The sequence below is a fragment of the Pseudomonas sp. GW823-FHT05G12 genome, assembly GCF_058795575.1.
The window spans coordinates 2,045,701-2,066,941 of the sequence record NZ_CM179501.1 but is presented as its reverse complement, the minus strand read 5'-3'; the positions used below and the strand labels follow the sequence as shown (position 1 = coordinate 2,066,941).

Sequence of the window (21,241 nt, the reverse complement as noted above, 5' to 3'; positions counted from 1 at the left end):
TTTATATGAAAATTAAAATAACAATCAAATCATCAAACTTTGAAAATTTCACTCTCCGCAGCTACAACCCAGAGGAAGAGGACGTCCGATCCATGTTGATGGACATATGCCAATTTATTGAAAAACAAGTAGATTTCAATATTTCCGGTTTCGGACAAGATAATTGGCCAGTGGACAGCGGAATTGATCTAGCCGTGTTCCTAGAACAACTGCCAGACGCAGTAAATTTGGTAAAAAAAAGAAATACCCTAGCCATAGACCTTTATGAGCAAGGCATTGAAAGATACTTAAAAATTTCCGCCCCAGACATTAATAGCATGCATCAAATCGCCTGTACTAGTTACACCAGTTGGAAACCCGATCCTGAAGTCGAAAAAATCCACAACTCTGAGCTATTGGAAATGCTATACATCGCCAAAAACACCTTTATCAAAATTCTCACAGAACTTTCACCAGACATAATTAATCATCCATGGATCGTGGAATGGATGCGTGATTAGAGCACCAGAGCCAAGGGATCTAATCCAGAGGATTTTCAGACAAGACAACCTCAGAGGGCACCCATGCCAAACTCGATAAAATGCATTCTCTCCAATGAGGTACCATGCATTAACGATTTAATCGACATCAATGACATCACTCACAAAATCAATGAATACATAGAAAAAATAAGACCAACCATAAATATCGAAAAACTTAATGGGTGGGGTATTTTAATCTCCGCAACCATTATAAACACCGATAAAATTGGAATTTACAAGCGCACAATCAGATACCCATCTGACAACGAATTTGAAATTTCAATCTCTGTCCCGCCCCCCAGTCTTGATGACGCATCATATGGCCTCCCCTTAAAGGAGCTCGGTTACTTCCTAGCTGTAGATGAGAAAAAATTTAGAGCAATTACACCTCTATACTCAAATTACAAAAGCCTTGGCGACTACATCACAAACAGCATCGAACTAGCAATACGCAAAACATTTGAAACCGGCATAACATGTCACGGTGTCAAAATTCAATTCAAGGAAGAAGATTAAAATCTCATTTGCCGCCCGCACCGACATATGGAGAACGGCAATAACTTCGTCACCGATGGCCTCGGCCAAAACCGTCGCTATTACTGGGGGGCGATGTATGAGGCGTACAAATACATCGAGCCCTCGAAAATTTCTGACAAGATGAAGTTATCAGCAGACAACTTGAAAAAAAGCATCGGCCCTCAGGCGGAGAATCGCGCTACAGCTACGACGATATCGGCCGCCTGATCGAAACCCGCGATCCCCTCAGCCGCAGCGAACACATCAAATACCTACGACATTGGGTGCTACCCATCCAGGTCACCGATACAGCCGGACGGACTCGGCAATACGGCTACGATAGCCACGGCAATCTGCTCTGGCAGCAGGACCCGCTGGGGCGCGAGACACAGTACCAATACGACCCGGAAGGTCGTGTTACCCAGGTCACCGATGCCCTCGAAAAGAGCAAGTGCCTGAGCTGGAACACGTGCGGTCAGTTGCTCAGCTACCGCGACTGCAGCAATGCCCAGACGCTGTATCACTACGACGCCCATGGCCGCTTGCGCGAAAGCATCAATGCCCGGGGTGAACACACCCACACAGTGATTAAAAAGGACACGGATTCAGTAATCGAGCAGAAATTAATTTCTGGAAAAGAGCGTTTCCGGCGAATCAAGCCTCTAACTATCTGCAAAATAGAATCGACGCTAAATCATCCTCACCAGCAAGGTGCCCATAATGGACAACATCCTTCAGAAAAGAATTGAAAAATTAGTTGAGAGCGATAATGCTCTCCGCGGACGACCGGCGACCGATAACGAAATAAAAGACGCAGAAATAAATTTAAATATCAAATTTGACACCCAGTACATTGATTTTATAAAAATTTTTGGCGGAGCATTTTGCGGCATTGCAATTCACGCCTTTGATAACGGTGATATGATAGGTAACGAAACAGTAACTGAGTTAACTCAGCGCTTTCGACAATACACTACCAACCTTTCTAATGAGCTCATGAACTCATATGTAATATCGGACGACGGCGCAGGCAACCCAATACTGACCAGCCGAACCGGCCATATATTAATCTATTTTCACGACAGTGGAGAAACGGAAGTTCTGCATACCACATTCAACGACTTGCTAAACCAAGCATTATCATAGAGATAACGTTATAAGCATGCGGGTCACCGTATTAGGGAAAATCCGTTGATTCGTGCGTCAATCCAGATACGCAAGACAAGGCAACAGGACCAGAGAGTAACGCTTCAGCGGCTTGCCCGATTCGCCTTGGCCTACCTGAGGAATCAAACCGTGAATCCCCTCGCCAGCAAAACCGAAGCTCAGAAAAGCTGGCTGATTGAGCAGGGCTTCCAGGTTCAGGCATGCACCTGCGCTGACGCATGCTGCCTGCAGGCCATGCGTTTAAGGGGCAGCGGGACATCGTGTGAATTTACTTCCAAACCGCCGCGGCGCCACTTCTATCGAAAGCGTTTAACCCCGCAGCGTCCATCGTTGAAACGAAAGCGGAGCCGTTGTTCCGCACCGTGCCACCCGCCGTTCATATCTGGCACTGGCGATGACGGAACCTGAAGAGCAAGCCAGCGTCATAGCCTCATGCAGCAACTCGGCATCAGTGGACTCGATGCCGCCCTCCGCATGACTCAGGATGGAAACGGCGCACCGGTTTCGAGCCGTTCGATCTGGAATTGCCAGGAGCAACAACATGCGCAAACGGATGAGTGCAACCAACCTAAAGTGGGCCTGCGGCTGGCTCGCAGCCGCGGTTTTGGCATTGTGCTGGTGGCTGCCGCTACCTTTTCGTTCCACCGCCGATGATGGCCCGCAGCAGATCTACGGCAACCCCGAAGCGCGCTTCACCATCACCCTCTACGCCGACCTCGAATGCCCGCGCTGCCAGGGCTACCTGCCGCAATTGCAACGCTGGATCGTCACCAACGATCACGTCAACCTGGCCTGGCGTCACCTGCCCCTCCCCCAGCATGAAGCGGCCGCCAGTCGGGAAGCGCGACTGATCGAATGCATGGGCCAGCGTGAGGGTCGCGAAGGCGTTTGGGGGGCCGTGCTCCGGGTCTACCTGAATACCCAACGCAACGGCCGTGGGTTGGCTGCTGGACACGACTATCCGGACATCGGCCCGTCCCTGCAACGCTGCCTGCCCGGCGAACGGGCTGCCCAAGTCGTGGACACGCAAAAAGCGCAAGCCTTGGAGAACGGATTCAACGCTACCCCCACGCTGCGCCTGACCGACAATCACACCCAGCACACGCTGATCCTGGAAGACCCAATCGATCCCGATGCCTTGCTGTCCGCAGTGGACCTGTTGAGCGCACCCGAGATTTTTGAAATGCCCGCTGACGTGATCAGCGATATGTCCAGGTAGCACACGACGTCACGGCCAGGGCGCCGCGTTGTGGTGTTTGTACTTGAATTTCGTGGAGGGCGGGTATTGAGGCAGAATGCATTCGAACGAAAAAAGGCCCCGAAGGGCCTTTTTTCAACGACTTACAGACTTCGACTGAAACCTGTAGATCTTTATTTGGAGCGGGAAACGAGACTCGAACTCGCGACCCCGACCTTGGCAAGGTCGTGCTCTACCAACTGAGCTATTCCCGCGTCGTGATGGGTGCCATTCTAGCGATTTCTAAAACAGCGTCAACCCCTTGATTCAAAAAACTTTTATTTTTTTTCCGAGCCTTCGCGCAGGTGCGGCCAGGCGGCCAGCAGGTAGTGCACCATCGACCACAGCGTCAGCCCCGCTGCCACCAGCAGCAGCCCGTAGCCCAGAATCACCCAGAAGGTCACCACCGGCGGGTTGCCCAGCAGGATCACCAGCGCCAGCATCTGCGCCGCAGTCTTCCACTTACCGAGGTTGGACACCGCCACATGCGCCCGCGCGCCTAGCTCAGCCATCCACTCGCGCAGCGCAGACACCACGATCTCGCGGCCGATGATCACCGCGGCGGGCAGGGTCAGCCAGAAGTTGGCGTGGGTCTGCACCAGCAGCACCAGGGCCACTGCCACCATCAGCTTGTCGGCCACCGGGTCGAGGAAGGCGCCGAACGGCGTGCTCTGCTGCAGTCGACGCGCCAGGTAGCCGTCCAGCCAATCGGTGGCGGCGGCAACGGCGAATACGCTGCTGGCGGCCATGTAACTCCACTGATAGGGCATGTAGAACAGCAGAATGAAGCACGGAATGAGCAGGACGCGTAGAACGGTGAGCAGGTTTGGAATATTCATCGGTACGACTGGCTGCAAGTTGAGCCGGCATTCTACTCGCTATGCAGGCTGGCATAAATTGATTCGGCAAGCTTTTTACTGATGCCGGGGGCTTTGGCGATTTCATCGATACTGGCGCGGTTGAGCTCCTGCAGGCCGCCGAAATGTTTCAGCAGGTCGCGGCGGCGCTTGGGCCCTACCCCGGCCACATCTTCAAGGCTGGAGACTCGACGGGCCTTGCCACGGCGGGCGCGGTGGCCGGTGATAGCGAAGCGGTGGGCTTCGTCGCGGATCTGCTGGATCAGGTGCAACGCTGACGAATCGCCCTTGAGGGTGAATTCGTGATGCACATCGTTCAGGTACAGGGTTTCGAAACCCGCCTTGCGTGTGACGCCCTTGGCCACACCCAGCAGGGTCAGGTCGGTGAAGCCCAGCTCCTGCATCACATCGCGGGCCATGTTCAGCTGGCCCTTGCCGCCGTCCACCAGCAGCACATCGGGCAGCTTGCCCTCGCCGTCCTTGATGCGCCCATAGCGGCGGGTCAGGGCCTGATGCATGGCCGCATAATCGTCACCTGCGGTGACGCCTTCGATGTTGAAGCGGCGGTAGTCGGACTTGATCGGCCCTTCGGGGCCGAACACCACGCAACTGGCCACGGTAGCTTCACCACTGGAGTGGCTGATGTCGTAGCATTCCAGGCGTTGCGGCACTTCATCCAGGCCCAGCACTTCGGCCAGGGCTTCGAAGCGCGCAGCCATGTGCTGGCGGTTGGCCAGGCGGGCATTCAGCGCCTGCTCGGCATTGGTCACGGCCAGTTGCTGCCAGCGGGCGCGAGTGCCACGCACCCGGTGGCTGATGGTCAGTTCGCGGCCACGCAGCGTGTGCAGCGCTTCGGTGATGGCGTTGAAATCTTCGTGAACAACATTGACGATCAACTCGCCGGGTAGCTCGCGCTCTGCGTTGCCCAGATAGTACTGGGACAGGAATGCGGCCATGACCTCGGCCACCTCCTCCTCGATGCCCACCTGCGGGAAGAAGTTCTTGCTGCCCAGTACCCGCCCGCCGCGCACGCTGATCAGGTGCACACAGGCACCACCCGGGTTGACGAAGGCGGCGATGACGTCGACATCGCCGCTGCCGCCCTCGATGTACTGTTGGTCCTGCACGCGGCGCAACAAGGCGATCTGGTCACGCAGCTCGGCGGCTTTTTCGAAATCGAGGGCCATGGCGGCCTTTTCCATCTCGGCATTCAACTCATTGCCCAGTTGCTGGCTACGCCCTTCCAGAAACATCACCGAATGACGCACGTCCTCTGCGTATTCCTCGGCAGTCACCAGGTCGGTGCAGGGCCCTTTGCAGCGTTTTATCTGGTACTGCAGGCATGGCCGGGTGCGGTTGGCGTAGTAGCTGTCTTCGCACTGACGCACAGAAAAAGCCTTTTGCAGCAGGCTGAGGCTTTCGCGAATGGCCCCGGCGCTGGGGTACGGGCCAAAGTAACGGCCCTTGGCCTTTTTCGCCCCACGGTGAATACCCAGGCGCGGGAACTCGCCATCGGACAGAAAGACGTACGGGTAGGACTTATCGTCGCGCAGCAGGATGTTGTAAGGCGGCCGCCACTCCTTGATCAGGTTCTGCTCCAGCAGCAACGCCTCGGTTTCGTTGGCGGTGATGGTGGTTTCAACCTGGGCGATGCGCGCAACCAGCGCGGCGGTCTTGGGCGCCAAGCCGGTCTTGCGGAAATAGCTGGCCAGGCGCTTCTTCAGGTTCTTGGCCTTGCCCACGTAAAGCAGCCGGGCTTCGCCGTCGAACATCCGGTAAACGCCCGGGCGACCGCTGCAGGTCGCCAGGAATGCGCTGGCATCAAAGACTTGGGACATGAGGTTTTACAGGCTTGCGTCAACCATACCGTGGCGAACGGCCAGCAAGGTCAATTCGACGTCGCTGGTGACCGAGAGTTTTTCAAAGATCCGATAACGGTAAGTATTGACGGTCTTGGGCGAGAGGCACAACTTGTCGGAGATGATCTGCACTTTCTGGCAGCCGACGATCATCAGGGCAATCTGGATTTCCCGTTCGGACAATGCGTCGAACGGAGACCCCTGCGGCTGGAACGGTTTCAGCGCCAACTGCTGGGCGATCTGCGGGCTGATATAGCGCTGGCCGGCAAAGGCCAGACGAATGGCCTGGACCATTTCGTCAAGGCCTGCACCCTTGGTCAGGTAGCCGGCAGCGCCGGCCTGCAACAAGCGTGTGGGGAACGGGTCTTCCTCGCACACCGTCACCGCCACTACCTTGATGTCAGGGTGGCTGCGCAGCAGTTTGCGGGTGGCCTCCAGGCCGCCGATGCCGGGCATTTTCACATCCATCAGCACAACGTCCGGTTTCAGCTCCCGGGCCAGCTTCAGTGCCGACTCGCCCGAGTCTCCCTCACCCACCACCTGCAGGCCGTCGATGTCGGCCAACATCCGTGTAATACCGGTTCGTACCAGATCGTGATCATCGACCACTAAGACCCTAATCAAGCACACACCTCGTCAGCAGGGCGATTGGATCCCGCCACCTTAACAAAATTTTTCACGGTGGGCCTAACGCATTGCTTCCTTCAGAAACGACTGACGTTCGACAGTAAGCGGCCGCACTATTTGCCGGGGCTTGGCGTCGTTGGCCAACCGCCCCAAAAGGTGCAAGAGCGCCGCCTGATCATCCGACCGCAATTTCCGAAAAGCCCCCAGCAAACCGGACTCATCCGTGTTCAAACCTTCGAGCGCTGCCGGGGTACGCAGGCCGCTGAGGACATACAACGCATCCACGCCCCGGGTCGCCAATGCCGCCAGGTAATCTAGCCGCGGCGTGCGTTCACCGCTTTCGTACTTACCCTGAGCGTTGGGCTCGACCCCACCGATATCGCCAAATACACGCTGGGTCATACCCAGCCGCTCACGCTCTTCCCGCAGCCGCATACCGATTCCGTTCATAGGGGCTTCTCCTTTTCCCTTATCTCCTCAAGTACGGCCTGCCCGCCTGCAGGCAGCCGTAAAGGTGTGGATCCACTATGCCCATGCTCTGCGGTCGCGACAAGCCATCATTTAGCTACTATGTTGATATCTCGCTGCATCCGTACAAAGCATTCGTCTTCACCCATTTCGACGAAGCCATGACGCTGGTACAGCAGGCGGGCCGGGTTGCTGCGGAACACCATCAGCCGCAACAGAGGAAGGCGCCGCTGCCTGGCCCACAGCGCCAGTTCTTCCAGCACCCAGCTACCGACCCCTCGCCCACGGTGCTCAGGCAACAGGTGCAACTCGCGGATGAACAGCGCCTGGCGGTCCTGGCTGAGGCTGCAAAAACCCAACAGCGTGTCGCCTTCGATCACCAGCCACTGCTCGCGCCAGCCCCAGGCCGCATCGAAGGCGTCCTCGATCCACAGCAGGTCGAATTCACGGTAGTAGGGCAACATGGCGCGGCGCGTAAGGTCGCGGGCGAAGGTGCAGTGGATGTCTTGGGCGGGAATCAACTGTAAGGGCATCGCATCGCACTCATTGGGCATAACAAACTGGCGAACTGCCAGGGCCACTCCTGTCCAGTTCGTTTTCCAACCAGTCGGCCAGCACCCGGGCATTGTTGTGCTCGCTGTCCTTGCCGGCATAAAGCAATGTCAGCGTCCCCTTCCTGGCCATGTCCAGCAGCGGATACCAATGTTCGGGGTGGGCCGCCAGCGCTTGCTGGTAACGCTGGGTAAAACCGGCGAAATCCACGTCCCCCTGGTGGAACGCCTTACGCAATTCATTCGAAGGTGCCACTTCGCGCAACCACTGACCATGGAGGTCTTCCTTGCGTTTGTTGCGCGGCCACAGGCGGTCGACCAGTACACGCTGGCCATCTTCATCTCCAACCGCATCATAGACACGCTTGCAGCGAATCATGGGCGTCTCCTGCCATTACCGTCTGTCTTGAGCCTAGATAATTCATTGACCGAGGTCACGGCCGGGTTACGAATTGTTTCTATGCTCAAGGCCTTCGGCATCATCGCCCAACGCCAACCGGAGCCCCCATGGCAACCCCGTCAGTGGCCAGCAGCCCACTACTGGCCCAACACGACGCCCGCCCGCAGCTCTCCCACAAGCCTGGGCGTGCCACCTTAACGTTGTTCTTCAGCCTGCTGCTGGCTGGTATCGCCTACACCGCCTGGAGCCTCAAGCAGGATGTGACCGCAAGCGGTACGGTCATCACCACGGCCACACCGTTTCTTCTGCTGGGCCTGGCGCTGCTGATTGCCCTGGGCTTCGAGTTCGTCAACGGCTTCCACGACACCGCCAACGCGGTAGCCACCGTGATATACACCCATTCGTTGCCGGCGCCGGTCGCAGTGGTGTGGTCTGGGCTGTGCAACTTCCTGGGCGTGCTTTTTTCCAGTGGCGCGGTGGCCTTCGGCATCATCGCATTACTACCGGTAGAACTGATTCTACAGGTGGGTTCTTCGGCCGGCTTCGCCATGGTCTTCGCCCTGCTGCTGGCGGCGATCATCTGGAACCTTGGCACTTGGTGGCTGGGCCTGCCGGCATCGTCCTCGCACACCCTGATCGGCTCGATCATAGGCGTGGGCGTGGCCAATGCGCTGATGCATGGGCGTGACGGCACCAGCGGCGTGGACTGGGCCCAGGCCAGCAAGGTGGGTTATGCCCTGCTGTTCTCACCGCTGATTGGTTTTGCTTGCGCAGCCCTGTTGCTGCTGGCCCTGCGCGCGCTGGTCAAACGCAAGGCGCTGTACCAGGCACCGGAAGGCCAGACACCTCCACCGTGGTGGATCCGCAGCCTACTGATTCTGACCTGCACCGGGGTCTCTTTTGCCCACGGCTCCAACGATGGCCAGAAAGGCATGGGGTTGATCATGCTGATTCTGGTCGGCACCCTGCCGATGGCTTATGCGCTGAACAAGACCATGCCCAACGGGCAGGCCCTGCAGTTTTCCGCTGTCGCCGAGGTGACCCGCCAGGCACTGGTACGCAGCGACCCGCAAGCGGCCCCGGCTGACCCGCGCCAGGTACTGACCCTGTTCATTGCCGCGCCCAAGGCCAGCCCGCACCTGGTACCGGCATTGGCGGCGCTGACCGGGATGATCGGCGAAGAGGTCAAAGGCTATGGCTCGCTCAAGCGCATACCGGCTGAAGCCATGGCCAACGTGCGCAATGACATGTACCTGACCAGTGAAGCCATCCGCCTCATGGAGAAAAACCACCTGGTGACATTCGATGCCGACACCCGCAGCCAAGTGCAGTTGTTCAAGGCCCAGCTGGACGACGCCACCCGCTATATTCCGTTGTGGGTGAAGGTGGCTGTAGCCATCGCGCTGGGGCTGGGGACCATGGTTGGCTGGCGACGTATTGTAGTCACCGTTGGCGAGAAGATCGGCAAGACCCACCTCAGCTATGCCCAAGGCGCATCAGCCGAAGTGGTGGCGATGTGCACCATTGGCGCGGCGGATATGTTCGGGCTGCCGGTGTCGACCACGCATGTGCTGAGTTCGGGGGTGGCCGGCGCCATGGTCGCCAATGGGTCGGGGATTCAGAAACGCACTTTGTTCAATCTGCTGATGGCCTGGGTGCTGACCCTGCCAGCGGCAATGCTGTTGGCTGGCGGCCTGTACTGGCTGCTGAACCACATCTTCTGAACCCGTACGCCGTCGGATGTAATCGATGGACTCGCCCAATCTCCGGCATGTGTCCACCACCTTGGTAGGAGCGGGTTTACCCGCGAATACGGTAGCCGCGGCAACCGTGAACGGCGGGTGGAGATTGGCCAGCAGGCCCGGCCCTTTCGCGGGTAAACCCGCTCCTACGACGACCTGAGTCCGACCCCAGATGCGTGTACACCACCGATCTGCGTAGGAGCGGGTTTACCCGCGAAGACGGGAGCGGCGGCAACCGTGAACGGCGGGTGGAGATTGGCCAGCAGGCCCGGCCCTTTCGCGGGTGAACCCGCTCCTACGACGGCCTGAGTCCGACCCTAGATGCGTGTCCACCACCGATCTGCGTAGGAGCGGGTTTACCCGCGAAGACGGGAGCGGCGGCAACCGTGAACGGCAGGTGGAGATTGGCCAGCAGGCCCGGCCCTTTCGCGGGTGAACCCGCTCCTACGGGCGACCTGAGTCCGACCCCAGATGCGTGTCCACCACCGATCTGCGTAGGAGCGGGTTTACCCGCGAATACGGGAGCGGCGGCAACCGTGAATGGCAGGTGGAGATTGGCCAGCAGGCCCGGCCCTTTCGCGGGTGAACCCGCTCCTACGACGACCTGAGTCCGACCCTAGATGCGTGTCCACCACCGATCTGCGTAGGAGCGGGTTTACCCGCGAATACGGTAGCCGCGGCAACCGTGAACGGCGGGTGGAGATTGGCCAGCAGGCCCGGCCCTTTCGCGGGTAAACCCGCGCCTACGACGACCTGAGTCCGACCCCAGATGCGTGTCCACCACCAATCTGCGTAGGAGCGGGTTTACCCGCGAAGACGGGAGCGGCGGCAACCGTGAACGGCGGGTGGAGATTGGCCAGCAGGTCCGGCCCTTTCGCGGGTGAACCCGCTCCTACGGGCGACCTGAGTCCGACCCCAGATGCGTGTCCAACACCGATCTGCGTAGGAGCGGGTTTACCCGCGAATACGGTAGCCGCGGCAACCGTGAACGGCGGGTGGAGATTGGCCAGCAGGCCCGGCCCTTTCGCGGGTGAACCCGCTCCTACGACGACCTGAGTCCGACCCCAGATGCGTGTCCACCACCGATCTGCGTAGGAGCGGGTTTACCCGCGAAGACGGGAGCGGCGGCAACCGTGAACGGCGGGTGGAGATTGGCCAGCAGGCCCGGCCCTTTCGCGGGTAAACCCGCTCCTACGGGCGACCGGCAGGCGTTTCGAAGTTTGCGCAAGGCTGTTGTCCCTGCACAGGTTGATCAGCCCGGGATTTTCAGGCCACGCTGCACAGCTGGCCGTTCCAGGAAATTCGCCAGCACGCGCTGCACTTCCTTGAACTGGTCGAAGCCCACCAGGTCACGGGCGTTGTAGCGCTCCACCAGGTTACGCACCCAAGGGAAGATGGCGATGTCGGCGATGCTGTATTCCTCAGCCATCCACTGCCGACCTTTCAAATGCCGATCCAGCACGCCCAGCAGCCGCTTGGACTCGTTGACATAGCGGTCGCGCGGGCGCTTGTCTTCATATTCCTTGCCAGCAAAGAAATGGAAGAACCCGACCTGGCCGAACATCGGCCCGATGCCGCCCATCTGGAACATCAGCCACTGCAGGGTCTGGTAGCGCTGGGCGGGGTCCTGGCTGAGCAGCTGGCCGCTCTTCTCCGCCAGGTACTGCAAGATCGCCCCCGATTCGAACAGCGCCAGCGGCTGACCGCCCGGCCCGTTCGGGTCGAGGATGGCGGGGATCTTGTTGTTCGCGCTGAGCGAGATGAACTCGGGGCTCAATTGGTCGTCATTGTCGAAGCTGACCTTGTGCGCCTCGTAAGCCAAGCCAATCTCTTCGAGCATGATCGACACCTTCACCCCGTTGGGCGTCGGCAACGAGTACAACTGCAGGCGTTCGGGGTGTTTGGCGGGCCATTTGCGGGTAATGGGGAAAGCACTGAGTTCGGTCATGATCAACCTTGCCAAGGGAATGAACCTGTCACTCTAGAGACATCCCCAGCCGCTGACCATCACCGACCACTCATCAGCGTTGGCAGCTCAGGCCTGGCCGTGGGCCTTGAGCTTGAGCTTTTCGGTATCGACGCGGACAAACACGGAGTCGGCGGTCACAGTCAGTACATCCTCTGCCCAGACTTCGCAGACTACCCGGCTCTTGCGCCCCACTTCGCCTTCGACACGCGCCTTGAGCAACAGCTCGACGCCCATCGGCGTAGGTTTCAGGTAGGTCAGGTTGAGCGTGCCGGTAACGCAGTCGATACGCGGCAAGCTGCCCGGTTCTCGGCCTTCGTTACGGTAGTGGTAGGCCATCGCCGTCCAGTTGGAGTGGCAGTCGACCAGCATCGCCAGCAGGCCACCGTAAACCAGGCCAGGCCAGCCAATGAAGGTGCTGTCGGGCGAGTGCCGGCACACCAAATGAACACCGTCGGCGTCCCAGTGGCTTTGCAGGTGCAGGCCGCTGGGGTGGGAACAGCCGCAGCCATAGCAAGTACCCTCAGGGGCCGCGAGGGCTTGAAGGGAAAGTGTGTGATCAGTCATACGCTTCCTGTGCTTGTTGGAATGGGGGCGCGCAACGCCCCCATTAAAGCAGAAACATCAGACCGTCTGGGCAACCATCTTCGTACGCCGCTGGGTCAGCGAAACCAGCAGGATGAACGCGGTCACCCCGGCAGTCATCAGCGTCTCATAGCGGTAGGCATCGCTGAACAGCATGTAGCCCAGCACCATGACGATGGTGCCGATCACCAGCCAGGTCAGCCACGGGAACAGCCACATCTTCAGTTCCAGCGGGCGCCCTTCACGCTCGGCACGGGCACGCATGCGCAGCTGCGACACGGCAATGACCAGGTACACCAGCAAAGCGATGGCGCCAGTGGTCGACAGCAGGAAGCCAAACACCTTGCCCGGGAACACATAGTTGACGAGGCAGCCAGCGAAACCCGCCAGGGTCGAGAAGATCACTGCCACGGTCGGCACGCCGGAACCGGAGATGCGCTTGGTCACGCTCAGCGCCTGGCCACGCGCGCCAAGCGAATAGAGCATGCGCGACGCCGTGTACAGCCCCGAGTTCATGCAACTTGTCACCGCCACCAGCACCACCAGGTCAACCAGCAACTTGGCGCCCGGCACGTTCAGCACTTCCAGTACACGCTGGAACGACCCTACCGCTTTGAGCCCGGGGTCGTTCCAGGCCACCAGCGACACCACCAGGAAGATCGACGCCAGGTAGAAGATGGCGATGCGGTACACCACCAGGTTGGTGGCGCGGCGAATCTTGTCTTTCGGGTTGGCAGTTTCGTCAGCCGCGATGGTGACGATTTCGGCACCGAAGAACGAGAAGATGGTGATCAGCACGCCCCCAAGCACCGTCCCGAACCCATTGGGCATGAAACCACCGCTGTCCCACAGCCGGCTCACCCCGGATACCTCTGCCAGCGGCCAGAAGCCGAACACCGCCAAGGTGCACACCCCGATGAAGCCAATGATCGCGACCACCTTGACCAACGCGAACCAGTACTCGAAAGCACCGAAGTTCTTCACGCTGACCAGGTTGGTGCCCGACAGCACCAGCATGATCAGGAAAGCGAACAGCCAGGACGGCACGCCAGGGAAGTAGGCATGCAGGATGTCAGCACCGGCAATGGCTTCCACCGGAATGATCAACACCCAGAACCACCAGTACAACCAGCCAATGGTAAAGCCCGCCCAAGGCCCGATGGCCTCCGAGGCGTAGGTGGAAAAAGAGCCGCTGTTGGGGTTTGCGATGGCCATTTCACCCAGCATGCGCATCACCAGCAAGACCAGCAGGCCAGTCATGGCGTAGGAGATGAGGATGGCCGGGCCGGCGGTGGCAATGGCGTTGGAGGACCCGATGAACAGCCCGGCGCCGATGATGCCGGCAATGGAGATCATGGAAACCTGACGGGAAGTCAGGCCGTGCTGCAGTGAGCGCTGTTTCTTGTTGTCTTGCGAAGCCATGAAGAACCCTCGAATGGGTCGGCCGCAGCAAAGCGGCTGAAGGTCTGAGCAGAATTCTTATAAATTTCTGATGTGTGTTGTTGTTGTTTTGCAGATGACCGAAGCGGGTATTGACCTCCTCTTCGCATGACCGGTTGTAATCGTTGATCCAGGTCAGTATTAATCTATAGGCCGGGGTCAACAAACGACCTTTTCGAACCACATAATTCCTTTATGGAATGAACTCCTTCCTTTTTTGCTCGGTATTCGCCCGTCATGTCCAAACGCCTGATGCCTTCGACCACCGCCCTTCAGTGCTTCGAAGCGGCCGCTCGCCACCTCAGCTTCACCCGCGCGGCCCAGGAACTGCACCTGACCCAGAGCGCCGTCAGCAAGCAGGTCGCGCAGCTTGAGGACATGCTCTCGCACTCGCTGTTCCAGCGCATTCGCCGGCGCCTGCACCTGACCCCGGCCGGCGCGCTGTACCTCACCGAAGTGAACAAGATCCTCACCCAGATCGACATATCCAGCCGCTACATCCTCAGCTACGGCGACGAAACCGAAGTGCTGCGCATCGCCACCCAGCCGACCTTCGGCGCCCGCTGGCTGGTGCCCAGGCTCAAGGGTTTTGGTGACCGCTACCCACGCATTCACCTGGATGTGCGCAACGAGCTGGAGCCATTCGACCTGGTACAGGCCAAGGCTGACGTCGCCTTTTTCTTCGGCCAGGGCACCTGGCCCGGGGCGACCTGCATCGAGTTGTTCAGCGAAGAAGTGGTGCCGGTGTGCAGCCCGCAGCTGCTGGCCAGCAACCGTTTCGACAGCGCCCAGGCGCTGACTGAGCACCGCCTGTTGCAATGCGTGTCACGGCCGGAGGCCTGGCATGAGTGGTTCCTGGGGCTTGGCTTGCATAGCCAGAACAGCTACCACGGGCCGCGCTTCGACACGTTCTACCTGTGTATCCGCGCGGCCATCTCCGGCTGCGGCATAGCCCTGATTCCCCGCTATCTGGTGGCCGAAGAGCTGAGCGAAGGCAAGCTGGTGGTGGCCTGGGACCACCCTGTGGCAAGCAACGGGAGGCACTTCATCGCGCATGCCGAGCATGCGGCCGAAGTGCCCAAGATCAGGGCCTTCGTGCAGTGGATCCGGGAGCGGGTGGCTGAAGGCGATTGATTTGACCTGCCCCGGCCTCTGGCAGGAGCGGGCTTGCCCGCGAAGAGGCCGGCACAGCCAACCCAAAAAACCGGCTAGATCACGAATCCATGGAATGATCGCAATCGAATAATTCGTTTGCGGAATAACCCGCCGACACGCTTGGATAATAAGAAACTCGAATAAGGTCCGCGTGCCCCATGAACCAGGAAAGTATCAGCCAATCCATTGCCATCGTTCACCCGATCACACTTTCCCATGGCCGTAATGCCGAAGTCTGGGACACTGACGGCAAACGTTACATCGACTTCGTCGGCGGTATCGGCGTGCTCAACCTGGGCCACTGCAACCCCGCTGTGGTCGAGGCTATCCAGGCTCAGGCCACCCGCCTGACCCACTACGCCTTCAACGCGGCCCCTCACGGCCCTTACCTGGCCCTGATGGAGCAACTGAGCCAGTTTGTGCCAGTCAGCTACCCACTGGCCGGCATGCTCACCAACAGCGGCGCGGAAGCGGCGGAAAACGCCCTGAAAGTGGCCCGCGGCGCCACCGGCAAACGCGCCATCATCGCGTTCGACGGCGGCTTCCATGGCCGCACCCTGGCCACCCTGAACCTCAATGGCAAGGTCGCCCCCTACAAGCAGCGGGTCGGCGAACTGCCCGGGCCGGTGTATCACCTGCCCTACCCCAGCGCGGATACCGGAGTTACCTGCGAGCAGGCGCTCAAGGCCATGGACCGCCTGTTCAGCGTCGAGCTGGCCGTGGAGGACGTCGCGGCGTTCATCTTCGAGCCCGTGCAGGGTGAAGGCGGCTTCCTTGCCCTGGACCCGGCCTTCGCCCAGGCCCTGCGCCGCTTCTGCGACGAGCGTGGCATCCTGATCATCATCGACGAGATCCAGTCGGGCTTCGGCCGCACCGGCCAGCGCTTCGCGTTTCCGCGCCTGGGCATCGAGCCTGACCTGCTGTTGCTGGCAAAGAGCATCGCTGGCGGTATGCCGCTGGGTGCAGTGGTCGGGCGCAAGGAATTGATGGCGGCGCTGCCCAAGGGCGGCCTGGGTGGCACCTATTCGGGCAACCCGATTGCCTGTGCGGCGGCCTTGGCCAGCCTGGCGCAGATGACCGACGAAAACCTTGCAACCTGGGGTGAACGGCAGGAACAGGCCATCGTCAGCCGCTATGAGCGCTGGAAGGCTTCGGGCCTGAGCCCGTACATCGGCCGCCTGACCGGCGTGGGCGCCATGCGAGGGATCGAGTTCGCCAATGCCGATGGCAGCCCGGCACCGGCACAGCTGGCCAAGGTGATGGAAGCAGCCCGCGCCAGGGGCCTGCTGCTGATGCCCAGCGGCAAGGCGCGGCACATCATTCGCCTGCTGGCACCGCTGACCATCGAGGCCGAGGTGCTCGAGGAAGGGCTGGATATCCTCGAGCAGTGCCTGGCAGAACTGAACTGAGGCTTACAGGCCGAGTTCTTCCGGGGTAAGCATGTCGGACTCGAAGGCGATCCAGCCGCCTTCCAGTTCGGCATGGCCGTTGACGATCGGGCCGTAATAGGTCAGGCCGTTCTCCAGGGTTACGCAAATGTGCGTGGCCGGTTTCTCAGGGGCCGCGAGCGTACCGACGAAATGCACCTTCTTCAGGGTTTCGGTCACCGCTTCCAGGCCCACGCGCATCTTGGGGTTTTCCGAGGCTTCGGTATCTCCGCCACGGTCTTCGGCGCTGATGGTCACGGTGGCGATGTACGGGTACTTGGTGCTCAAACGGGGTTACCTCGGTGGGTGTATAGGCGTACGGGCGCGTAGAGTACGGCAGGCCGTCTCTGTTGTCTCTACTGGCCTCTTCGCGGGCACGCCCGCTCCCACAGGGATCGCATGTTGCTCAGGGTATGCAGGGCACCTGTGACGGGCGGGTCTGCCTGGGAAGAGCCGGGCCTGCAACAGGTGATCTGAATGCCCCGATCTGTTAGGGTGCCCGCCGATGCACGCCCCACCACACGAGGATCCCGAGTGAGCGCCGAAGAACCCCTGATCGCCGACCTGTTCGAAGTCGACAAACGCCTGTCCCTCAAGCCCGTCGTGGACTTCAACAGCTACCTGCGCAACGCCTTCGGCGAGGGCCCATGCCGCTGCCACCGCTGCGTAGAAGGTGCCGACCAAAGCACCTACAGCCACGCGCACAACTTCACCTTCGAAGGCCGCCAGTGGCACCGCCGGTTCGCCAGCACCGCTGGCAGCGACGTCGCCCAGGTGTTGAAAAAAGCCTGGCTGTCGTACACCAAGGCTGATCTCAACCTGGTCGGCGCGCTGGACCTGACCACCCTCAAGACCTTTACCGAGGCCACCCTGCACACGCGCCTGCTGGCCTTGCTGCCGGCCAGCGGCCTGGCCCGTGAAGTGGATGGCCAGTGGATGCTGCAAGCCCAGGCCGACTGACGGCCCGGTGGCAGGGCAGGATTCCACCGGTCTGCTAACTTGGTGGAATCCGTCCACCCACAGGTAGTCCGCCATGGCCCGCACAACGCCCATCGAGCTGTACCGCAATATCGGCATCGTCGCCCACGTGGATGCCGGCAAGACCACGACCACCGAGCGGATCCTGTTCTACACCGGGGTCAACCACAAGATGGGCGAAGTGCACGATGGCGCGGCGACCATGGACTGGATGGCCCAGGAGCAGGAACGCGGCATCACCATCACCTCGGCGGCGACCACAGCGTTCTGGCAAGGCTCGACCAAGCAGTTCGCCCACAAGTACCGTTTCAACATCATCGACACCCCAGGCCACGTCGATTTCACCATCGAGGTGGAGCGTTCATTGCGCGTGCTCGATGGCGCGGTCGTGGTATTCAGCGGTGCTGACGGCGTCGAGCCGCAGTCCGAGACGGTCTGGCGCCAGGCCAACAAGTATCACGTGCCACGCTTGGCCTACATCAACAAGATGGACCGCCAGGGGGCCGACTTCCTGCGCGTGGTCAAGCAGATCGATCAGCGCCTGGGGCACCACCCGGTACCCATCCAGCTGGCCATCGGCAGCGAAGAAAACTTCATGGGCCAGATCGACCTGGTGAAGATGAAGGCCATCTACTGGAACGATGCCGACCAGGGCACCAGTTACCGCGAAGAAGATATTCCCGCCGATCTGCAGGAGCTTGCCGACGAATGGCGCGCGCACATGATCGAAGCTGCGGCCGAGGCCAATGACGAGCTGACCATGAAGTTTCTCGATGGCGAGGAGCTGAGCATCGAAGAGATCAAGGCCGGGTTGCGCCAGCGCACCATCGCCAACGAAATCGTGCCGACCATCCTCGGCTCATCGTTCAAGAACAAGGGCGTGCCGCTGATGCTCGACGCGGTGATCGACTATCTGCCCGCCCCCTCGGAAATTCCTGCCATCCGCGGCACCGACCCGGATGATGAAGAAAAGCACCTGGAACGCCACGCCGACGACAAAGAGCCGTTCTCGGCACTGGCTTTCAAGATCGCCACCGACCCGTTCGTCGGCACCCTCACCTTCGCCCGCGTTTATTCCGGCGTGCTCAGCTCAGGCAATGCGGTACTCAACTCGGTCAAAGGCAAGAAGGAACGCATCGGCCGCATGGTGCAGATGCATGCCAACCAGCGTGCCGAAATCAAGGACGTGTGTGCCGGCGACATCGCCGCACTGATCGGCATGAAGGACGTGACCACCGGCGATACCCTGTGCGACATGGACAAACCGATCATCCTCGAACGCATGGACTTCCCCGACCCGGTGATTTCCGTCGCAGTAGAGCCGAAAACCAAGGCCGACCAGGAAAAAATGGGGATCGCGCTGGGCAAGCTGGCCCAGGAAGACCCCTCATTCCGCGTGCGTACCGATGAAGAGACTGGCCAGACCATCATCTCGGGCATGGGCGAGCTGCACCTGGATATCATCGTCGACCGCATGCGCCGCGAGTTCAACGTCGAGGCCAACATCGGCAAGCCGCAGGTGGCCTACCGGGAAAAAATCCGCAATACCTGCGAGATCGAGGGGCGTTTCGTGCGCCAGTCCGGTGGCCGTGGCCAATACGGCCATTGCTGGATCCGTTTCGCCCCCGGTGATGAAGGCAAAGAAGGCCTGGAGTTCATCAACGAGATCGTCGGCGGCGTGGTACCCCGCGAGTACATCCCGGCAATCCAGAAGGGTATCGAAGAGCAAATGAAGAACGGCGTGCTTGCCGGCTACCCCCTGATCAACCTCAAGGCCGCCGTGTTCGATGGCTCGTACCACGATGTCGACTCCAACGAGATGGCCTACAAGATCGCCGCGTCAATGGCCACCAAGCAGTTGTCGCAGAAAGGCGGCGCAGTGTTGCTGGAGCCGGTGATGAAGGTAGAGGTGGTGACGCCCGAGGAATATCAGGGCGACATCCTCGGCGACTTGAGCCGACGTCGCGGCATGATCCAGGACGGTGATGAAACACCGGCTGGCAAGGTGATACGTGCCGAAGTGCCGCTGGGTGAAATGTTCGGCTACGCCACCTCGATGCGCTCGATGACCCAGGGCCGGGCCAGCTTCTCGATGGAGTTCACCCGCTATGCCGAGGCCCCGGCGAGCATTGCCGATGGCATCGTCAAGAAGAGCCGCGGGGAGTAAGCGGTTCTCCTGTACCGGCCTCTTCGCGGGTAAACCCGCTCCTACAGGATGGCCGCAGGCCCAAACATTGTGCGCCCCCCTGTAGGAGCGGGTTTACCCGCGAAGAGGCCGGCACAGGCAGCAACAGTTTTCAATGCTGCTCGCCCGCCCGCTTCAACAGCTTCTTGCACCGCTCCGACAAATGCACCACGCGCAAATGCTTGCCCGCCTTGGCATAGCGCTCGCGCAGGGTTTTCAGCGCCGCAACGGCCGAATAATCGACAAAGCTCAAATGCTGGCAATCCAGCGTGACCTGGGCCGGGTCCCCGGCCGTGTCGAACTGGTTGAGGAACGAGGTGGTCGAGGCAAAGAACAGCGTGCCATGCAGTTGATAACGCTTGCCGCCCTCCGCGTCCTCATGGGTGTCGGCATACAGCTCCCGCGCATGCTGCCAGGCAAAGTTAAGCGCCGCGATGATGATACCGAACAGCACTGCCATGGCCAGGTCGGTCAGCACCGTGACCACAGTCACCGCAACGATCGCCAGCACATCATTCACCGGCACCTTGTGCAACACCCGCAACGACGCCCAGGCAAAAGTCTGCTGGGCCACCACGAACATCACCCCAACCAGCGCCGCCAGGGGAATGCGCTCGATCAGCGGCGACAGGAACAGCACGAACAGCAGAATCATTACCCCGGCCACTACCCCCGACAACCGGCCCCGGCCATTGGAGCTGAGGTTGATCACCGTCTGCCCGATCATCGCGCAGCCGCCCATGCCGCCGCACAGGCCCGACACCATGTTCGCAGCGCCCAATGCCACACACTCGCGGTCCGGGAAGCCACGGCTCTCGGTGATCTCATCGGTCAGGTTGAGGGTGAGCAGGGTTTCCAGCAGGCCGACCATGGCCATCAGCACCGCGTAGGGGGCGATGATCTTCAGGGTTTCCAGATTCCAGGGCACATCCGGCAGTGCCAGCCCCGGCAGGCCACCGGCGATATGCGCCATGTCGCCCAGGGTGCGGGTAGGCAGCCCGAGCACGTACACCAGCAGGCCAACACCGAGGATCGCCACCAAGGCCGGCGGCACCGCACGGGTCAGTTTCGGCAGCACATAAACCACCGCCATGGTCAGCGCGACCAGGCCGATCATCAGGTACAGCGGCGTGCCACTGAGCCAGTGTTCGCCGTCCTTGAAATGCTCCAGCTGAGCCATGGCGATGACGATGGCCAGGCCGTTCACGAAGCCAAGCATGACCGGGTATGGCACCAGGCGCACCAGTTTGCCCAGGCGCAGCAGGCCGAACAGGATCATCACCACACCGCCCAGCAGCACCGTGGCCAGCAGGTACTGCACGCCGTGCTGCACCACCAAGGCGACGATCACCACCGCCATCGAGCCGGCAGCGCCTGAGATCATCCCCGGCCGCCCGCCGAACAGCGCCGTCAGGGTACAAATGATGAACGCGCCATACAGGCCCATCAGCGGGTTGAGATGGGCCACCAGGGCAAAGGCGATGCACTCGGGGACCAAGGCGAACGAGGTGGTGAGGCCGGCGAGCAGGTCGGCGCGTAGTCGGGCGGGCTTCATGGGCT

The 21,241-nt window shown here is 60.2% G+C and carries 21 protein-coding genes and 1 tRNA gene; 10 read left to right on the top strand and 12 right to left on the bottom strand.

All coding sequences use genetic code 11. From position 1 onward, the window contains the following. Window positions 1-5 precede the first annotated feature (5 nt). From AC3RCM_RS09350 to AC3RCM_RS09330, 5 genes are all read left to right on the top strand, one after another. A complete protein-coding gene (locus AC3RCM_RS09350) occupies window positions 6-500 on the top strand; it encodes a hypothetical protein (RefSeq protein WP_492629537.1) in 495 nt (164 codons plus the stop codon). A 63-nt stretch (window positions 501-563) separates the two neighbouring features. Further along, window positions 564-1,037, top strand: a complete 474-nt coding sequence (gene imm9, locus AC3RCM_RS09345; RefSeq protein WP_104886384.1) for an Imm9 family immunity protein — start codon at window positions 564-566, stop codon at window positions 1,035-1,037. Window positions 1,038-1,321: 284 nt separating this feature from the next. Beyond that, window positions 1,322-1,786: a hypothetical protein gene (locus tag AC3RCM_RS09340; protein ID WP_332874041.1), complete on the top strand. Its 465-nt coding sequence runs from the start codon at window positions 1,322-1,324 to the stop codon at window positions 1,784-1,786. Then, window positions 1,758-2,183, top strand: coding sequence for an SMI1/KNR4 family protein (locus AC3RCM_RS09335; RefSeq protein ID WP_104886385.1), 426 nt, complete (start codon window positions 1,758-1,760; stop codon window positions 2,181-2,183). The genes AC3RCM_RS09340 and AC3RCM_RS09335 overlap by 29 nt, the downstream gene beginning before the upstream one ends. Window positions 2,184-2,745: 562 nt before the next feature. Continuing rightward, window positions 2,746-3,423, top strand: a complete 678-nt coding sequence (locus AC3RCM_RS09330) for a DsbA family protein (protein WP_492629536.1) — start codon at window positions 2,746-2,748, stop codon at window positions 3,421-3,423. Between the two features lie 157 nt (window positions 3,424-3,580). Here AC3RCM_RS09330 and AC3RCM_RS09325 read toward each other — a convergent pair. The 7 genes from AC3RCM_RS09325 to AC3RCM_RS09295 form a co-directional block, all read right to left on the bottom strand. Then, window positions 3,581-3,656, bottom strand: a tRNA-Gly gene (locus AC3RCM_RS09325). Between the two features lie 63 nt (window positions 3,657-3,719). Then, complete coding sequence (pgsA, locus tag AC3RCM_RS09320; protein ID WP_010954882.1) at window positions 3,720-4,280, bottom strand: CDP-diacylglycerol--glycerol-3-phosphate 3-phosphatidyltransferase; 561 nt, start codon at window positions 4,278-4,280, stop codon at window positions 3,720-3,722. Window positions 4,281-4,312: 32 nt separating this feature from the next. Continuing rightward, entirely contained in the window at window positions 4,313-6,136 is a 1,824-nt protein-coding gene (uvrC, locus tag AC3RCM_RS09315; RefSeq protein WP_064493178.1) for an excinuclease ABC subunit UvrC, read from the bottom strand. A 6-nt stretch (window positions 6,137-6,142) separates the two neighbouring features. Beyond that, entirely contained in the window at window positions 6,143-6,781 is a 639-nt protein-coding gene (gene gacA, locus AC3RCM_RS09310; protein ID WP_003251380.1) for a response regulator transcription factor GacA, read from the bottom strand. Window positions 6,782-6,844: 63 nt separating this feature from the next. Further along, window positions 6,845-7,234 carry a helix-turn-helix domain-containing protein gene (locus AC3RCM_RS09305; protein ID WP_020192472.1) on the bottom strand — a complete coding sequence of 130 codons (390 nt, stop codon included), beginning with the start codon at window positions 7,232-7,234 and terminating at the stop codon, window positions 6,845-6,847. Between the two features lie 107 nt (window positions 7,235-7,341). Further along, window positions 7,342-7,785 (bottom strand): GNAT family N-acetyltransferase, encoded by a 444-nt coding sequence (locus AC3RCM_RS09300; protein ID WP_104887834.1) that lies wholly within the window; start codon window positions 7,783-7,785, stop codon window positions 7,342-7,344. Window positions 7,786-7,795: 10 nt separating this feature from the next. Continuing rightward, window positions 7,796-8,182: a DUF488 domain-containing protein gene (locus AC3RCM_RS09295; RefSeq protein WP_104886387.1), complete on the bottom strand. Its 387-nt coding sequence runs from the start codon at window positions 8,180-8,182 to the stop codon at window positions 7,796-7,798. Between the two features lie 128 nt (window positions 8,183-8,310). On the opposite strand from AC3RCM_RS09295, the gene AC3RCM_RS09290 reads away from it, so the two are divergent. Beyond that, the gene (locus AC3RCM_RS09290; protein WP_064493175.1) at window positions 8,311-9,927 is read left to right on the top strand and encodes an inorganic phosphate transporter; all 1,617 of its coding nucleotides are present in this window, start codon (window positions 8,311-8,313) and stop codon (window positions 9,925-9,927) included. A gap of 1,270 nt (window positions 9,928-11,197) precedes the next feature. Here AC3RCM_RS09290 and AC3RCM_RS09285 read toward each other — a convergent pair. The 3 genes from AC3RCM_RS09285 to AC3RCM_RS09275 form a co-directional block, all read right to left on the bottom strand. Next, the gene (locus AC3RCM_RS09285) at window positions 11,198-11,893 is read right to left on the bottom strand and encodes a glutathione S-transferase N-terminal domain-containing protein (protein WP_010954888.1); all 696 of its coding nucleotides are present in this window, start codon (window positions 11,891-11,893) and stop codon (window positions 11,198-11,200) included. A gap of 87 nt (window positions 11,894-11,980) precedes the next feature. After that, window positions 11,981-12,478, bottom strand: a complete 498-nt coding sequence (locus AC3RCM_RS09280; protein ID WP_198748401.1) for a PaaI family thioesterase — start codon at window positions 12,476-12,478, stop codon at window positions 11,981-11,983. A 57-nt stretch (window positions 12,479-12,535) separates the two neighbouring features. Further along, the gene (locus tag AC3RCM_RS09275; protein ID WP_003251396.1) at window positions 12,536-13,918 is read right to left on the bottom strand and encodes an amino acid permease; all 1,383 of its coding nucleotides are present in this window, start codon (window positions 13,916-13,918) and stop codon (window positions 12,536-12,538) included. Between the two features lie 255 nt (window positions 13,919-14,173). Here AC3RCM_RS09275 and gcvA point away from each other — a divergent pair, with 255 nt between their 5' ends. Beyond that, window positions 14,174-15,070, top strand: coding sequence for a transcriptional regulator GcvA (gcvA, locus tag AC3RCM_RS09270; protein WP_064493173.1), 897 nt, complete (start codon window positions 14,174-14,176; stop codon window positions 15,068-15,070). A gap of 179 nt (window positions 15,071-15,249) precedes the next feature. Then, entirely contained in the window at window positions 15,250-16,500 is a 1,251-nt protein-coding gene (locus AC3RCM_RS09265; protein WP_064493172.1) for a 2-aminoadipate transaminase, read from the top strand. A 3-nt stretch (window positions 16,501-16,503) separates the two neighbouring features. On the opposite strand, the gene AC3RCM_RS09260 is transcribed toward AC3RCM_RS09265, so the two are convergent. After that, window positions 16,504-16,806 carry a hypothetical protein gene (locus AC3RCM_RS09260; RefSeq protein ID WP_012051778.1) on the bottom strand — a complete coding sequence of 101 codons (303 nt, stop codon included), beginning with the start codon at window positions 16,804-16,806 and terminating at the stop codon, window positions 16,504-16,506. A 246-nt stretch (window positions 16,807-17,052) separates the two neighbouring features. Here AC3RCM_RS09260 and AC3RCM_RS09255 point away from each other — a divergent pair, with 246 nt between their 5' ends. Further along, on the top strand, window positions 17,053-17,478 hold the full coding sequence (locus AC3RCM_RS09255) for a hypothetical protein (RefSeq protein WP_064493170.1): 426 nt from the start codon (window positions 17,053-17,055) through the stop codon (window positions 17,476-17,478). A gap of 73 nt (window positions 17,479-17,551) precedes the next feature. Then, window positions 17,552-19,663 (top strand): elongation factor G, encoded by a 2,112-nt coding sequence (gene fusA / locus AC3RCM_RS09250; RefSeq protein ID WP_064493169.1) that lies wholly within the window; start codon window positions 17,552-17,554, stop codon window positions 19,661-19,663. Window positions 19,664-19,793: 130 nt separating this feature from the next. Here fusA and AC3RCM_RS09245 read toward each other — a convergent pair whose 3' ends face one another. After that, window positions 19,794-21,236: a SulP family inorganic anion transporter gene (locus tag AC3RCM_RS09245; RefSeq protein ID WP_020191995.1), complete on the bottom strand. Its 1,443-nt coding sequence runs from the start codon at window positions 21,234-21,236 to the stop codon at window positions 19,794-19,796. Window positions 21,237-21,241 lie beyond the last annotated feature (5 nt).

Excerpts from the sequence above, each read along its gene's own strand:
- AC3RCM_RS09295 (WP_104886387.1), bottom strand. The coding sequence starts at position 8,182 with ATGATTCGCTGCAAGCGTGTCTATGATGCGGTTGGAGATGAAGATGGC.
- pgsA (WP_010954882.1), bottom strand. The coding sequence starts at position 4,280 with ATGAATATTCCAAACCTGCTCACCGTTCTACGCGTCCTGCTCATTCCG.
- imm9 (WP_104886384.1), top strand. The coding sequence starts at position 564 with ATGCCAAACTCGATAAAATGCATTCTCTCCAATGAGGTACCATGCATT.
- AC3RCM_RS09305 (WP_020192472.1), bottom strand. The coding sequence starts at position 7,234 with ATGAACGGAATCGGTATGCGGCTGCGGGAAGAGCGTGAGCGGCTGGGT.
- AC3RCM_RS09285 (WP_010954888.1), bottom strand. The coding sequence starts at position 11,893 with ATGACCGAACTCAGTGCTTTCCCCATTACCCGCAAATGGCCCGCCAAA.
- AC3RCM_RS09350 (WP_492629537.1), top strand. The coding sequence starts at position 6 with ATGAAAATTAAAATAACAATCAAATCATCAAACTTTGAAAATTTCACT.
- AC3RCM_RS09290 (WP_064493175.1), top strand. The coding sequence starts at position 8,311 with ATGGCAACCCCGTCAGTGGCCAGCAGCCCACTACTGGCCCAACACGAC.
- uvrC (WP_064493178.1), bottom strand. The coding sequence starts at position 6,136 with ATGTCCCAAGTCTTTGATGCCAGCGCATTCCTGGCGACCTGCAGCGGT.
- AC3RCM_RS09330 (WP_492629536.1), top strand. The coding sequence starts at position 2,746 with ATGCGCAAACGGATGAGTGCAACCAACCTAAAGTGGGCCTGCGGCTGG.
- AC3RCM_RS09265 (WP_064493172.1), top strand. The coding sequence starts at position 15,250 with ATGAACCAGGAAAGTATCAGCCAATCCATTGCCATCGTTCACCCGATC.
- AC3RCM_RS09280 (WP_198748401.1), bottom strand. The coding sequence starts at position 12,478 with ATGACTGATCACACACTTTCCCTTCAAGCCCTCGCGGCCCCTGAGGGT.
- AC3RCM_RS09275 (WP_003251396.1), bottom strand. The coding sequence starts at position 13,918 with ATGGCTTCGCAAGACAACAAGAAACAGCGCTCACTGCAGCACGGCCTG.
- AC3RCM_RS09335 (WP_104886385.1), top strand. The coding sequence starts at position 1,758 with ATGGACAACATCCTTCAGAAAAGAATTGAAAAATTAGTTGAGAGCGAT.
- gcvA (WP_064493173.1), top strand. The coding sequence starts at position 14,174 with ATGTCCAAACGCCTGATGCCTTCGACCACCGCCCTTCAGTGCTTCGAA.
- fusA (WP_064493169.1), top strand. The coding sequence starts at position 17,552 with ATGGCCCGCACAACGCCCATCGAGCTGTACCGCAATATCGGCATCGTC.
- AC3RCM_RS09300 (WP_104887834.1), bottom strand. The coding sequence starts at position 7,785 with ATGCCCTTACAGTTGATTCCCGCCCAAGACATCCACTGCACCTTCGCC.
- AC3RCM_RS09245 (WP_020191995.1), bottom strand. The coding sequence starts at position 21,236 with ATGAAGCCCGCCCGACTACGCGCCGACCTGCTCGCCGGCCTCACCACC.